This window comes from Microbulbifer agarilyticus, assembly GCF_001999945.1.
GTDB classification, from domain to species: domain Bacteria; phylum Pseudomonadota; class Gammaproteobacteria; order Pseudomonadales; family Cellvibrionaceae; genus Microbulbifer; species Microbulbifer agarilyticus_A.
Genome location: NZ_CP019650.1, coordinates 4,134,635 through 4,149,435, shown reverse-complemented (window position 1 = coordinate 4,149,435; position 14,801 = coordinate 4,134,635). Strand labels below are relative to the sequence as shown.

Sequence of the window (14,801 nt, the reverse complement as noted above, 5' to 3'; positions counted from 1 at the left end):
TTTGACACCGACCCTGAATCACTGCATTGGACGTGCGTTGCTTGGCGCGTCTTCTGCTTAGCGTGCCTTTTGCTTAGTGTTTCTTCCCCGGCACTGGCCACAGCAGGCGGGTGCCGGCCTTATAGCGCTGGTAGTCTGCGTCATCACCCCAGCGTTCATCGGCGCGTTTTTCCAGCATTGGCACGCCACTGATATAGCGCAGTAGAACAAAGACGAAAATTGGTGAAATCAGCGCCGCCCACTGGCTGCCTTGCAGCACCGGTACCGCAATCAGTGCGATACCGGTCCACAGCAATATCTCGCCGGCGTAATTCGGATGGCGGGACCAGGCCCACAAGCCGGTATCAATAAAGCGACCGCGGTTTACCGGGTTGGCCTTGAAGCGCGATTTCTGGGTATCGGCGATCACCTCGATGGCCATGCCAAGCAGCCACAGAAGCGTCCCGGCCATTGCCCAGATACCCAGTGGTTCGGCGTTTGCACTGGTAAGCACCACCAGTGCACAACAGGCGGTGACGCTTACCCACAGTCCCTGCAGCGTCCATACCATCAGGAAGCGCAGAAACGATGGCTTGATGGCGTCGAAGCGGCCGTCCTTGCCGTCTTTCTGAATGCGGAAAAATAAAAAAGAACCCAGGCGCAGCGCCCACAAACTCACGAGTATTGCCAACAGAATCGCGCGCGACGACGACTGCGGGTTCAACCACAGCGGCACCAGCACCACGCTGAGATAGGTCACGCTGCCGGTGAGATCAAAAAATTTTTCGGTTTGTGCGAGGAAAGAGGGAATGAAAACCAGCCACTGTAAGACGAATGCCAGTACAAACATCCACACCAGCAGGGGTGCACCGGCAAGCCAGACACTTTGTGAGGACAACAGTGTGGCCAGGCCTGCTGCAATCGCCAGTATGACCGGTATCGCAAGCGCGGAAATTTTCTCAGCTTTGTTCATGGGCATCCTGCGCGGTGTTTATGCACGTGTACATTTTTACTCTATCAAAGCATTAATGGATGAGAGCGTTAATAAAAAAGTAATGGATGAGAAAGCTCGGCGTTGATTTCCTGACGCAGGTCGAGCTCTTCGCCTTCGGGATAGAGTGTATTGATTGCCAAGCGCGGCTCCGACACATAGGACGCCGGTCCCACCGCACCGACATTCAGGCTTACGTTATAAAAGCGCATAAGTTTGCCTTTATAGCTTTGCTGCACGCGGTAACTGGCCATGGGTTCCAGCTGTGAAGCAATCTCCGCCCAGTCTTTTGGCACATCCGGATGGTTTGCCAGCTCGCGCACCATCCCATGATAGATAGGGTCATTGGTCAGCAGCGCTTCCTGTTGCGCATACATCAGGATCATCGCCAGCATATGCCGCCAGGATTCTTGCGCGGTCCCTTCCGCGGCACCCTCCGCGGGCCGCCGAAATAAGAACTCGAAGTAGTTTTCCACCCTGGCCAGCGCATCGTCGCCGACCACTTGCCGATAAAAGGCCACCCAGCTGCGGTTCACCATCAATAACCGGCCGTAACGGTCCATAAGCACTGCCGGGTAGGGATCCATCGCCTTGAGAGAAAGTAACGTTGCCTTGCGCAGCCATTTGAATTCTGGCGTAGCAAAGTCCACGGTCTGGCTGCGCGCCAGATATCCCGCTGCCAAATGCAGGTAACTGCTGTCGCGCTCGCCCAGTTGCAATGATTCGCTTATTGCTTCCACCAGCGACTCGCTCGGGCGCGCCTTGCCATTTTCAAGAAAGCTGATGTGTCGGGTTGAGGATTGCAGGTTGAGCGCCAGTGCTTCCTGGCTGATGCCACGCACCTTGCGCCAAAAGCGCAATAGATGCCCAAACGCCGGATAGGCTGTATCGCTCATAATCCCGCCCTAGCAAACACCGCCGCGGCAACCTTTGCCGTGGGGCTCTCGATTTTGACGTGGCCCGACTTTGACTTGGCAAAACTTGACCTGAGAGGTAATGGTCGAGTCTATCAACTGGGTCGACAATACCCAACTGACGGCAGACTCCGGCAAATTTGGGCGAGAGTGCCGCAAGGACTTAATAAAAATCAGGTGATTTATGCCAGCACACGTGCTCAGCGAACGCGATCTTACATTTATGCTTTACGAACTGTTTGACGCGGAGGCATTGATCGAGCGCCCGCGCTATGCGGAACACAGTCGAGAAACCTTCGATGCCGCCATTGCAACCGGCAAAGCGGTTGCGCTGAAACACTTTCTGCCGATCCGCCAAAAGGTCGATACCCACCAGCCGACGTTTGACGGCAACAAGGTACACCTGATTCCCGAAATCAAACCGGCACTGGACGCAGTGATTGCGGCCGGCCTTGCCGCGCCCGCCAGCGACTTTGCCAGTGGCGGCATGCAGTTGCCACTAATCGTTTCCAACGCAGCCCAGGCGCATCTGTCGGCCGTGGCCAGTACAACTCTGGGGTATATCTCCCTGACCGATGCCAATGCCAACCTGATTGAGGCGCACGGTTCCACGGAACAGATCGACACCTGGGTGCGTCCCATGCGCGAAGGACGCTTTATGGGCACCATGGCGATGACCGAGCCCGGTGCCGGCTCCGGGCTTGCGGACCTTACCACCACGGCAACGTGTGAAGCGGACGGAAGCTACCGACTGAGCGGCAGCAAGATTTTTATTTCCGGCGGCGACCACGAGCTCAGTGAAAATATCGTGCACCTGGTGCTCGCGCGGGTTAAGGGTGCACCAAAAGGCGTGAAGGGAATTTCCCTGTTCATCGTGCCGAAGTTCCTGGTCAATGAAGACGGCAGTCTTGGCGAGCGCAACGATGTGGCCCTCGCTGGCCTGTTCCACAAGATGGGCGGCCGTGGGCACACCTCCACCGCGCTGAGTTTTGGCGAAAACGGCGGCGCTACTGCGTATCTCGTGGGCGAAGAAAACAAGGGACTGATGTATATGTTCCACATGATGAACGAGGCTCGCATTATGGTGGGCACCGGTGCCGCCCTCACCGCACTGACCGGCTACCAGTATTCCCTCGATTATGCGCGCGAGCGTCCCCAGGGCCGTTTATTGGGCAACAAGGACCCGCAGTCTCCGCCCATCCCGATTATCGAGCACGCCGATGTTCGTCGCATGCTGCTCACGCAAAAGGCCTATGCCGAAGGCGCCTATGCACTGTGTCTGCTCGGCAGCCAACTGGCCGACGACGAAAAAACAGCAGAAACCGAAGAGGCTCGTGCGCAGGCGCACACCCTGCTGGATTTCCTGACCCCGATTATCAAGACCTGGCCTTCGGAATACGGCCCCAAGGCCAACAACCTGGCCATCCAGGTTATGGGTGGCCACGGCTATATCAATGAACACCCAGTGGAAATGTTTTACCGGGATAACCGCCTGAACCCCATTCATGAAGGCACCACCGGTATTCAGTCCCTCGACCTGCTCGGGCGCAAGGTGCCGATGAATAACTTTGCCGGTTATCAGGCAATACTCGCCGAAATTCATGGCACTATCGACAAAGCCCGCGATACGGAACTGAGCCTGTTTGCCGAGCAGTTAGGCACTGCGCTTACCGAGTTGCAGCAGACTACGACTACTGTGCTCGGTGCAACTGCAGAAAAAAATATCGACCTCGTATTCGCCAACTCGGTCAGTTACCTGGAGATGTTCGGGCATATCGTCGTCGCGTGGATCTGGCTGCGTCAGGGACTGGCCGCCGATGCGGGACTGCAGGCTAACCCGCATAAAAATGATGAACACTTCTACCGCGGAAAACTGCAGGCGATGCAGTATTTCTTCCGCTGCGAACTGCCAAAAATTTATCACTGGTCGAAACTGGTGCGCGAAATTGACAGCACCAGCTTTGCAATGCAAGCGGAGTGGTTTTAACAGTTTGGTGTTAATTCAAAGCGCCATTAACAAACAGGAAACATCGTGACCACTGTCAGTAAAGAATCTCTGTTCGAATATATCGGTACCGATCTAAAAACCTCAGACTGGTTCCCGGTGTGTCAGCAGCAGATCGACCTGTTCGCCGAGGCGACGCTCGACCACCAGTTTATTCATGTCGATCCCGAGCGCGCTGCCGAGACACCATTTGGCAGCACCGTCGCACACGGTTTCTTATCGTTGTCGATGCTGTCGCACTTTGCGGAGAGTTTCGGCATCGCGATCGAAGGCGCCTATATGGGCATTAACTATGGCTTTAACGAGATACGTTTTATTGCACCGGTAAAAGTCGACAGTCGTATTCGCGCGCGCGCCAAGCTTATTGACGCGGCAGAAAAAAAATCCCGGTCAGTTCTTATTGAAATTCGACGTCACGGTGGAAATCGAGGGCCAAGAAAAGCCGGCCCTTAAGGCGGAGTGGCTCACCATGCAGATGGTTGCCTGAGTCGTCCAATTCACACCGACCACATAATCACAATGAGAGAGAAACCATGACAGTACGTTTTGACGGCCAGGTAGCCATCGTCACCGGCGCCGGTAATGGCCTGGGTAAGTCCCATGCATTGGCACTGGCTGCACGAGGTGCAAAAGTGGTGGTTAACGACCTTGGTGGGGCGCGGGATGGTAGCGGTGCTTCATCGGCGGCTGCGCAAGAAGTGGTGCGCGAAATCGAGGCCAGCGGCGGCGAAGCGATTGCGCACGGCGCTAACGTGGCCAGGTTCAATGAGGTGCAGGACATGGTGCAGCAGGCCATGGACAAGTGGGGCCGGGTCGACATTCTGATTAATAACGCCGGCATCCTGCGCGACAAATCCTTCAGCAAAATGGATTTGAGCGATTTCCAGATGGTGATGGATGTACACGTGATGGGGTCGGTGAATTGCACCAAGGCAGTTTGGGACATTATGCGTGCGCAGAATTACGGACGCATCGTGATGACCACCTCTTCCAGCGGCATGTACGGCAATTTCGGCCAGACGAACTACGGCGCTGCCAAAATGGCGGTACTCGGTTTCATGAATACGCTGGTGCTTGAAGGTGCCAAATACGACATTCGCATTAATGCGCTGTCACCGACCGCGGGCACCCGCATGACTGAGGATCTGATGCCACCAGAGGTCATGGATATGCTCACCCCCGAGGCGGTTACCGCTGGTGCTCTCACCCTGTGTCACAAGGATTCGCCCAACCGTTTTATCCTGTGCGCAGGAGCCGGTGGTTTTGCGAGTACGCGTCTGTTCGAAACGGCGGGGACTTTTATTCCGGCGGAGGCACGCACCCCGGAGGCGGTAATCGAAAACTGGGACAAGATCTGCGATCAGAGTGCTCAGGCTGAGCTGGCCTCCGGACTCGGGCAAACCGAGAAATTCCTCAAGATGGCGATGGCCAGCACCCAGTCGGCCTGATAGTACGGCAAGTGATAATACGGTAATTGCTAGTACGGCCAGTTATCTGGCAGGGCTTCAAGCCGCTTCCAGTGCCTGCGCCTTGAGCAGAGCCAGCATGCGCTCCGACGGCAGGAACAGTTTGATGCCGTCGCAGTGCTTGAGTAGCTCGGTGTAGAAGTAGTCAAAATGGGTGCAGCCGAGGATCAGGATCTGCACCCCGCTTTTCACCAGTGCCGCCGCCAGGTCATCCAGCGCGTGCTGCTGTACCAGTTCCGCCGGTGATACCCCGTCTTCGATATCTTCCACAATCTGCAGGTTGCCGATGCCGATGACCTTGGCACTGCGGTTGCGCAAAAGGATTTCCCGCTCGATGTTGGCACAGCTCTGGCAGTTGGCGGCGAGCAGGCCGAAGTTGCGATAGCGCTGGGTCAATTCCGCGTACACATCCAGCGGTGACACCACCGGGATCGAGACGGTGCTGCGCACGGTATCCAGATCCACGGCGCCAGACAGCGAGTTGCAGTAGATCATTGCCGCCGCGGCGCCCTGCTGCTGCAGGGACTCAATCGCATCGATCAGCTTCTGGGTGAGGGCGCCCCGCTCCAGCGCCTGCAGCTGGGTTTGCGCTTGCGGTGAGGCAGACAGGGAGATGCCCAGGCCCGCTATCTGGCGGGCGGCGAGAAAATCGAGTCCAAAACGGGTATCCGTGGCGGTGCCAGCAACCACGCCGATGGAATACTCATCATTGTAAATGTCATTTCGGAGCACATCTCACCTCGAATCTGTTCGAAATTGCGGATGTGTATATTTATCCACAAGTGGCGCGGACAGTCGAGGTAAATCCGCGCTGTGGATGACTGGCAAGGACTGGCTGGTATCAGCTAACCGGCGCTCAGCGGGTTTCTGAGCGCGTTACGTCCAGTGGCCACGGTTTTTGTCCGCATTCACCGCATACCACGTCGATCACCAGTGGCTTTCCGCAGCCCTTGTGCCGCAAGGCCAGCGGCCGCTGATCCGGGGGCAAACGCTGCTCCGCCCACTGCCGCATCACCATGACCAGCGGGTACAGGTCCCTGCCCCGTGGGGCCAGGCGGTATTCGTAGCGGGGCGGATTCTGCTGGTAGCGGATGCGCTCCAGCACTTCGGCCTCCACCAAGAAGCGCAGGCGCTGGGTCAGGATGTTCGAGGCGATGGAGAGATGTCTGGCGTAGTCGTCGTAGCGGCGCACCCCGAAAAAGGCGGCAATCAGGATCAGCAGCGTCCAGCGGTCGCCGATCAAATTGCTCACCGTGGCGAGGTCACGGTCACTGCCCGTCGCCTGTTCGGCGCGCACACGGCGCTGCCCGCCGATGGAGCGCAGCTCTTCAAATTGTGGCTCCAGCCCCGCTGCGGGCAGGTTCCAGTCGACGGAGTCCAGCGTGACTTCTTCGGCGCAGGCGCGACACTGGGCGCGGGGGTGCAGTGGGCTCCCGCACACACTGTGGCGCAACCGCGCGGGCAGTTGTTCGCCATGGTCCCAGCGGGACTCCCACTGCCACGCGAGCAGTGATGCACCGAACAGTTCCTGCCCTGTGGCCGTGAGTCGATATTCGACTCGCGAACCGGTGCCATAGGCCTTGCGGTACAGCACGTCTGCGTCAACTAATGCAGCAAGGCGACGGGTCAGCGTGGCGCGGCTGGCACCGGTATGCGCGCGAATCTCTTCAAAGCGGCGTCGCCCCAAAAAAGCGTCGCGCAGGATCAGCAGCGACCAGCGGTCCCCGATCACATCCAGCCCGCCGGCAACGGCGCGGTTAATCAATAATCCCGAATTCATGGCGCGATATTAGCGCATCCCGCCGCTGTGGCGAATTCCCCGTAATCGGTCTTTTAGTGCTGGTTACCCTGTCTAATCACCTGATCCTGAATTGGCAGCTATTTTTCCGATTAAATCCATACTTGATCGGATCCGGTCGATCTGTTTTTATTATTAGTATCATAATGCAAGTAACTATTTATGAGTTGCTTGCTACAAACTACTTTGACGTAGCCTAGACCTAACCCTATTGAGGCCCTGAGTACTACAGGTATGGATATCAAATATAAGAACACCGTCCCCAGTACCCTCCAGCCCAGTATGCACCCCTACCTGAACGGTGCCTGGACCCCAAACTTCACCGAATTTACCGCGACGGACCTCGAGGTGATCGGTGAGATACCGCGGGATATCGACGGGGTGTATATCCGCAATACGGAAAATCAGGTGCACGAGGCGATCGGTGTCTACCACCCGTTCGATGGCGATGGCATGTTGCACGCCATGAGTTTCCGCGACGGCAAGGTCGAGTACCGCAATCGCTTCGTGCGTACCAAGGGGTTCGAGGCTGAGCAGGAAGCCGGCGAATCCCTGTGGGCGGGCATTGCCAACAGCGTACACAAATCCAAGCGACCGGGATGGGGCGCGCAGGGCGCGGTGAAGGACGCCTCCTCCACGGATGTGGTGGTGCATGCGGGTAAAGTGCTGTCGACTTTCTGGCAGTGTGGCGATGGCTACCGTCTCGATCCCTATACCCTGGAGCAGGAGGGCGTTGCCGGCTGGGCGCCGGTCGATGGTATCTCGGCGCATCCCAAGGTGGACGAGCGCACCGGCGAGATGCTGTTCTTCAACTACTCCAAGCATCCGCCCTACCAGCACTATGGCGTGGTGGATAAGCACAACAAGCTGGTGCACTACACCCCAGTGCCTACCCCGGGACCACGCCTGCCGCACGATATGGCGTTTACCGAGAACTACTCCATTCTGGTGGACCTGCCGCTGTTCTGGGATGAAAACCTGCTGAAGGACAATATCCACCGCGCCGGTTACCACCCGGACATGCCCACGCGCTTTGCCATCTTGCCGCGCTACGGCAAGGCCGAAGACATCCGCTGGTTTGAGGCGGCGCCCACCTATGTCCTGCACTGGATGAACGCGTACGAAGAAGGCGATGAGATTATTCTCGACGGCTACTTCCAGGACGCGCCGGTGCCGGAGCCATTGCCGGGATTGCCGGAAAAAGTCGGTCGCTTGATGGCCGGCATTGATATGCATTCGTTCAAGTCACACCTGCACCGCTGGCGCTTCAACCTGAAAACCGGGGAGACCAAAGAGGAGCGACTCGACGAGCGCGTACTGGAATTTGGCATGTTCAATCAGCGCTACGCCGGGCGTAAATCCCGCTACCTGTATTCCGTATGGGGAGAGCCGGGTTGGTTCCTGTTTTCCGGCATGGTCAAACACGATCTGGAAACCGGCGAAAGCTGGAGCCTGCCGTTTGGCGAACAGCGGTTTGGCAGCGAGTCGCCATTTGCACCGCGGGTAAACGCCAAGGACGAAGACGATGGCTATCTGGTGAGTTTTATCACCGACATGAAAGAAGACCGCTCCGAGTGCGTGTTGATCGATGCGAAGGACATCGAGGCGGGACCCGTGTGCCGCATTATCCTGCCGCACCGGATTTGCAGCGGCACCCACGCTACCTGGGCCGACGGCCCAACTCTCCGTGGCGATCAATAAGCACAGAAAGTCACAGCTAATTAAGGGGAGAACACCGTGGCCACCAGTTCCATTTATATCCTCGGCGGTGCGCAGAGTGATTTTGCCCGTAACTGGGCGCGCGACGGCCTGTCCTTGTTCGATGGCTTTGCCGAAACCCTGAAGGCCGGTTTGGAAAACACCAAACTGGATGCCGCAGAAATTGAAGTGGGCCATGTGGGCAATTTTGTCGGTGAGTTGTTTGCGGGTCAGGCACAGCTGGGCGGCTTCTTTGGTGAGGTGGACCCGGCGCTGCGTTACCTGCCCGCCGCGCGCCACGAGGCCGCCTGTGCATCCGGCTCCATGGCACTGCTCGCCGCCATGGCCGACTTGCGCGCCGGCAATTATCAACTGGCGGCGGTGGTGGGCATCGAACAGATGCGCAATGTGCCCGGTCATGAGGCAGCCGCCAATCTGGCCCCGGCCGCCTGGAACGGACGTGAATGGACCGATACGGAATACCTGTGGCCCTGCGCCTTTGCTGAGCTTATCGATACTTATCGCGCACGCCACGGGCTCGACAAGGCACACCTTGCGGCAATCTCGGAAAAGAATTTTGCCAACGCCAGTGTTAACCCCAACGCGCAGTCCCGTCGCTGGCAATTTGCCGACAACAGTTTTGCCGAGGATGACACTGCAAACCCAACCGTGAGCGGCGCTATCCGCCGGCACGATTGCGGGCAGATTACCGACGGTGCCGCGGTGGTTTTTCTCGCGACTGAGGAGCGCGCACAGGAATACGCCCGCGCCCGCGGCCTGCGCCTCGAAGACATACCACGGGTTAAGGGCTGGGGGCATATCAATGCGCCAATGCTGTTTTCCAACAAACTCAAACTGCAGAACCCACAGGGTGTTTTATTCCCGCATGTGCAGCAGCTGTTTGCCCAAACCCTGGCCCGTGCCGGCATGCAAAGCGTGCGCGATGTGGACGGGCTGGAAGTACACGACTGCTTCAATATCACCGAATACATGATTCTGGATCATTGCGGACTTGTGCCTCCCGGCCAAATCCATCGCTTGATCGAGGAAGAAACTTTTGCGCGAAATGGCGCACTGCCGGTCAATGCCAGCGGTGGCCTGATCGGTCTCGGTCACCCCGTGGGTGCCACCGGTGTGCGTATGGCCCTGGATGGTTTCCGTCAGGTGATTGGTACCGCCGGCGAAAACCAGATCGCCAATGCCAAAAACCTGATGACGTTTAACCTCGGCGGCAGTACCACCACCTGTGCCAGCCTGATTATCGGCCGCTAACTAAAAACCAGATAAAGAGCAGAGTATGCAAAGCGCCAATATTATCGACACCGTACGGATCCCCCGTGCCCGCAGTCACGCCGAGAAAGGCGCCTACGCGCAGGTAAAACCCGTCGCACTACTCGCACCGCTGTTTCACGCACTGCAAACGCGCAACGACTTAGATCCGACTATCGTCGACGATGTACTGCTGGGTTGTTCCACCCAGAGCGGTGAGCAGGGTTCCAATATCGCCAAGATGGCCGCCATGTACGCGGGTTGGCCCGACAGTGTGCCGGGTGCCAGCATCAGCCGCTTTTGCTGTTCGGGGTCGGATGCCGTGAACACTTCCGCAGCGCATGTCGCTGCAGGCATGGCATCGGTGATGGTGGCCGGCGGTGTCGAGCACCTGAGCCGGGTACCGATGTTTTCCGACAAGGGTCCCTGGTATACCGACAAGGAAGTGATGCGGGCGACGCGCTTTATGCACATGGGTCTGTCCGCCGACCTGATCGCTACTCGCGAAGGCTACAGCCGCGCACGACTGGATGAGCTCGCCCTGCAATCCCAGCAGCGCGCCGCACACGCATCGCAGGCGGGCCACTTTGCCAACGCGCTGATTCCGGTAACCGATAGCGACGGCGAGCCGATCCTGCAGGCCGACGACGGCATACGCACAACCAGTATGGAAAAACTCTCCGCCCTGCCGGAAAGTTTCCGCGAATTCGCACCGCTCGCGCAGAAGCTCGTCGGCTTCACCTATCCCGGAACCGAACTTGACTGCCGGCATACCGCGGGAAATGCCCCGGCGCTGGTAGACGGCGCATCGCTGGTATTGCTCGCCAGCGAAAATGCCTGCGCAGAATACGGCCTCAAGCCGCGCGCCAAAGTTCGCCACTTTGCCAGTGCCAGCGATGAACCGGTACAAATGCTCACCGGCCACCTGCGCGCCACCGAAAAGTTGTTGAGCGCGACCGGGCTTAAGTCAGAAGATATCGACCTGTGGGAAATTAACGAATCCTTTGCCGCGAGCGTACTGAAATACCAGCAGCACTTTGCAATCGATTTTGACAAGCTGAACGTCAATGGTGGCGCCATCGCTATGGGTCACCCGCTGGGTGCCACCGGTGGGATTCTAATCGGCATGTTGCTCGACGAGCTGGAGAAAAGAGGCCTGCAACGCGGTCTGGTTGCTATTTGTGGTGGTGCCGGTGTGGGAGTTGCGACATTAATTGAGAGAGGCTGAGTTTGGCTCTGTAGGCGTAAAATTCTACAAATTGTGCTTTTAGTGGTCGAAATGTCTGTGAGTGATCCCCAATTACCTGTCTCTCAGAGCACTTTTCTATTAACAATTCGTCAACTTAGAGTACAATTACTTCAGGTCTCAAGCAGACCGGTTTGTCCTTTACCTAAGGTTTTGGACAGTGGCAGCGCCTCAGTCGCCGATAAGACTGGGGCATTTCTCTTTCGAAGGCGCAGCTGAAGGCTGCGCCTTTTTTGTTTCTAAGTGGCAGCTTTTTTGTCTAATTACTTTACTTAGATATGTTTCATCCGCTGGAAAAGCCGTCACGAAATGGAATGGCTGGCCTGGCTTCTTTGGGTCATCAAAGACAACTACATATTTTTCTTCGAGTACCACTAGCGTTCGTCTTTTTACATTTTTCCCGCGCATATTCTGCCGTACTTGGCTGTATCGTTGCACTGTTCCTGCAGAAAGCGCAAGAACTTCTCTAATCCATAAAATCCTGCGTAGCCTTTTTCGACACCAACCGCCGTCGTGCACACCAGTGCCAGCACGATAATTGCTTGCTTTGCTGAAGGCATGATCAAACTGTCTTGCAGCGAATCGATATGTATATCCATTCCAGTCAGTGAAAGTGCGTTGATTTCCTTCTTCATCTTTAACGTAGGTTTTAAGGTACACCTCTCTATATCTTTCAGCGAGCTCTGCTAGAGACTCAGCTTCTAATCGGAGTTGAGGCCACAATGACTCGCCCATTAGCTCCTCCCCTGCCAATGAAAAATATTAAATTTCTCTTCTGAGGGGTATGTGCCACTTTCAAGTGTCGGTCTGCCCAATTTTTCTGCCAGATCGTTTGAAAAATTGGTTTTTATTTCACTTCTTGTGGATAGTTGATCGAGTCTATTCCACTTGTATCCAACTGCACCCATAAACAGATCGGCTAGCTGAACCAAGGGCTGGCTATGAGAAGTGACAGATTCGAGACATGCTACATGCGCACGGCCTGACAGCTTATTTCGAAGCGCCGACCTTAGTTCCTGAAATCTCCCGCTAGCTGAGTTTTGTTGCCAATCAAGATATAGGTGGTATGTGTTACCGGGAAGCATCCAATGTACTAGCATCTGATAATAGAGCTTATAAAACCCTAATTCTGAATCGCCTTCGTTGTATCGGTTATGATCTAGTAGCGTTTTATCGGCAATAAGACAGCGGAACCGTAAGTCTTCTTCATTAATAAAAAGGTCGATGAGCTCGAAATAGAATGCTGCTCTGTTGGGTGAAAGTCGCTTCCAGCCAAACTCACCGTGAGCATTATGAATAGCCATTAAGTTATGCAGGCGCCCAACGATTGAATGCTTTTTTTCTCTGGGTACATGAATAGCACCAATAACAGCAAACTTTTGAGATGGATCAGATGTATGTCTGCTTTCATCACAATAGAGATTAAATTCACTCATTGAATTATTGCTTTTCTACGATGGATCTAGAAATAGGTTTTTAGTATCACAGGCCAACGCCATACGCACGTCAATTAACTATCTGTGATAGTTGGAATAAATTTTCAGATGGATAATGAATTCGATACTTGAGTCTGGTTTGGTCAGAATCTCCTGACAAATCATTCAATATTTTGCACCTGCTCGCGCATCTGCTCGATTAATACCTTTAATTCCACTGCAGCCTGTGTGGTGTCTGTCACTACCGCTTTGGATGAAAGCGTGTTGGCCTCACGGTTGAATTCCTGCATCAGGAAGTCGAGGCGACGGCCGATGGGGCCGCCGTTTTTGAGCACCCGGCGGGTCTCGGTGATGTGGGCATCGAGGCGGTCCAGCTCTTCATCCACATCCGCTTTTTGTGCGAGCAGCGCAATTTCCTGCTCGATACGATCCTTGTCGATTTCTTCGAGCAGTTCTTCCAGCCGGGTTTTCAGTTTTTCGCGCTGGTTTTGCAGAATCTGCGGCAGCAGCGCGCGCACGGTGGTGACCTGTTCATTAATGCCGACGAGGCGTGCTTCGATAAAGCCGGCGAGTTCGGCGCCTTCGCGCTCGCGGTTATCCACAAGCTGTTTCAGCGCCTGCTTGAAGCCATTGAGGATGGCGTTGGCCTGTTCCTGCGCATCGGTTTCCGGTTCGGCAATTACCCCCGGCCACTTCAGAATTTCCATCGGATTCAGCGGCAGGCTGCCGACACCGCCAAGGCCCGGTGAGACTTGCTTGGCCGCACTCAACAGTTGCTCAACCAGCGCCTGATTCACCTCAATTGCCGCGGCTTCGCCGCTGGTAGCCCTGAGGTTCAGGGTCATTTCCAGCTTGCCGCGGTTCAGGGTCTTGCGCAGCTGTTCACGCAGTTTGGGCTCTAGTGCGCGGGCAGCTTCCGGCAGGCGGAAGTGCGGTTCCAGGTAGCGATGGTTCACCGAGCGCATTTCCCACACGGCGGTACCGGTGGCGTAATTTACCTCGGCACGCCCGAAAGCGGTCATGCTGCGCACTTTGTTGTTGGCCATACTGCCGTGCTCCAGAAATGCTCTAATTGAGCATGAGTGATGGAAAATGAGCGGCAAATCATAGCACAGGGTGATTGTGTGCTTTGACGGCTATAATGCCGGGCTTGCAAGTTAAAGATGATTCTAAAGAGGTGAGATATGCAGCGACCAAGCGGCCGCAAACCAGAACAACTGCGCGATGTGCGCATCACCCGCAACTATACCCGCCACGCGGAGGGCTCGGTGCTGGTGGAGTTCGGCGACACCAAGGTGCTGTGTAACGCCTCTGTGGCGGCAGAAGTGCCGCGTTTTCTGCGCGGCCAAGGCAGTGGTTGGATTACTGCGGAGTACGGTATGCTGCCCCGCTCAACCGGTACCCGCATGGGGCGTGAAGCGGCGCGCGGTAAACAGGGCGGACGCACCGTAGAAATTCAGCGTCTTATAGGTCGCTCCCTGCGCGCGGCGGTGGACCTGGAGGCCCTTGGCGAGCACCAGATTACCCTCGACTGCGATGTTATCCAGGCAGATGGCGGCACGCGTACCGCGTCGATTACCGGTGCCTGTGTGGCGCTGGTGGATGCCATTCGCTACATGCAGCGGGAAAAAATTATCGACACCGATCCGCTGAAAAACATGGTGGCGGCAATCTCTGTGGGTATTTATGAAGGTCAGGCGGTGCTGGACCTGGACTACCCGGAGGACTCCCACGCCGATACCGATATGAATATGGTGATGGCGGAAGACGGCGGCATGATCGAGGTGCAGGGCACCGCTGAGGGCGCCCCGTTTACCGAGCATCAGTTTGCGGAGATGCTGGCGCTGGGCAAGGCGGGCATCAAAGAGCTGGTCGAGCTGCAGAAAAAGGCATTGGCCGACGCGTAACGGCGTACGTCACAGACCTTGCGCGCGTAAATCAAAATCCGGCAGGCTTTGCCACTTCCTGTGGTGGAGCCATGCCCGGTTTGTCATAGGCT

13 protein-coding genes and 1 pseudogene are annotated in these 14,801 nt (G+C 56.3%); 7 read left to right on the top strand and 7 right to left on the bottom strand.

From position 1 onward, the window contains the following. Positions 1-73: 73 nt before the first annotated feature. Positions 74-952 (bottom strand): DUF1295 domain-containing protein, encoded by an 879-nt coding sequence (locus Mag101_RS17250; RefSeq protein WP_077407773.1) that lies wholly within the window; start codon positions 950-952, stop codon positions 74-76. A 68-nt stretch (positions 953-1,020) separates the two neighbouring features. Next, on the bottom strand, positions 1,021-1,866 hold the full coding sequence (locus Mag101_RS17245; protein WP_077407771.1) for a helix-turn-helix domain-containing protein: 846 nt from the start codon (positions 1,864-1,866) through the stop codon (positions 1,021-1,023). Positions 1,867-2,068: 202 nt separating this feature from the next. Here Mag101_RS17245 and Mag101_RS17240 point away from each other — a divergent pair, with 202 nt between their 5' ends. From Mag101_RS17240 to Mag101_RS17230, 3 genes and pseudogenes are all read left to right on the top strand, one after another. Continuing rightward, positions 2,069-3,871, top strand: coding sequence for an acyl-CoA dehydrogenase (locus Mag101_RS17240; RefSeq protein WP_077407769.1), 1,803 nt, complete (start codon positions 2,069-2,071; stop codon positions 3,869-3,871). Positions 3,872-3,916: 45 nt separating this feature from the next. Next, positions 3,917-4,376, top strand: a pseudogene (locus tag Mag101_RS17235) (MaoC family dehydratase). Positions 4,377-4,422: 46 nt separating this feature from the next. Continuing rightward, a complete protein-coding gene (locus Mag101_RS17230; RefSeq protein ID WP_077407767.1) occupies positions 4,423-5,337 on the top strand; it encodes an SDR family NAD(P)-dependent oxidoreductase in 915 nt (304 codons plus the stop codon). 57 nt (positions 5,338-5,394) lie between these two features. Here Mag101_RS17230 and Mag101_RS17225 read toward each other — a convergent pair whose 3' ends face one another. Next, complete coding sequence (locus Mag101_RS17225; RefSeq protein WP_077407765.1) at positions 5,395-6,087, bottom strand: aspartate/glutamate racemase family protein; 693 nt, start codon at positions 6,085-6,087, stop codon at positions 5,395-5,397. 124 nt (positions 6,088-6,211) lie between these two features. Further along, complete coding sequence (locus Mag101_RS17220; protein WP_077407763.1) at positions 6,212-7,135, bottom strand: winged helix-turn-helix transcriptional regulator; 924 nt, start codon at positions 7,133-7,135, stop codon at positions 6,212-6,214. A 252-nt stretch (positions 7,136-7,387) separates the two neighbouring features. Between Mag101_RS17220 and Mag101_RS17215 the strand changes: the two genes are divergently transcribed. From Mag101_RS17215 to Mag101_RS17205, 3 genes are read left to right on the top strand one after another with little or no spacing between them, the layout of a single operon-like run. Continuing rightward, positions 7,388-8,854 (top strand): carotenoid oxygenase family protein, encoded by a 1,467-nt coding sequence (locus tag Mag101_RS17215; RefSeq protein WP_077407761.1) that lies wholly within the window; start codon positions 7,388-7,390, stop codon positions 8,852-8,854. Positions 8,855-8,890: 36 nt separating this feature from the next. Beyond that, complete coding sequence (locus tag Mag101_RS17210; RefSeq protein ID WP_077407759.1) at positions 8,891-10,123, top strand: acetyl-CoA acetyltransferase; 1,233 nt, start codon at positions 8,891-8,893, stop codon at positions 10,121-10,123. Positions 10,124-10,148: 25 nt separating this feature from the next. Next, the gene (locus Mag101_RS17205) at positions 10,149-11,348 is read left to right on the top strand and encodes an acetyl-CoA C-acyltransferase (RefSeq protein WP_077407757.1); all 1,200 of its coding nucleotides are present in this window, start codon (positions 10,149-10,151) and stop codon (positions 11,346-11,348) included. Between the two features lie 189 nt (positions 11,349-11,537). On the opposite strand, the gene Mag101_RS17200 is transcribed toward Mag101_RS17205, so the two are convergent. The 3 genes from Mag101_RS17200 to Mag101_RS17190 form a co-directional block, all read right to left on the bottom strand. Further along, entirely contained in the window at positions 11,538-12,101 is a 564-nt protein-coding gene (locus Mag101_RS17200; RefSeq protein WP_077407755.1) for a hypothetical protein, read from the bottom strand. Further along, positions 12,101-12,802 (bottom strand): DUF3800 domain-containing protein, encoded by a 702-nt coding sequence (locus Mag101_RS17195; protein ID WP_077407753.1) that lies wholly within the window; start codon positions 12,800-12,802, stop codon positions 12,101-12,103. The genes Mag101_RS17200 and Mag101_RS17195 overlap by 1 nt, the downstream gene beginning before the upstream one ends. A 161-nt stretch (positions 12,803-12,963) precedes the next feature. Next, the gene (locus Mag101_RS17190) at positions 12,964-13,848 is read right to left on the bottom strand and encodes a YicC/YloC family endoribonuclease (protein WP_077407751.1); all 885 of its coding nucleotides are present in this window, start codon (positions 13,846-13,848) and stop codon (positions 12,964-12,966) included. Positions 13,849-13,986: 138 nt separating this feature from the next. Here Mag101_RS17190 and rph point away from each other — a divergent pair, with 138 nt between their 5' ends. Further along, positions 13,987-14,709, top strand: a complete 723-nt coding sequence (rph, locus tag Mag101_RS17185) for a ribonuclease PH (RefSeq protein WP_077407749.1) — start codon at positions 13,987-13,989, stop codon at positions 14,707-14,709. Positions 14,710-14,801 lie beyond the last annotated feature (92 nt).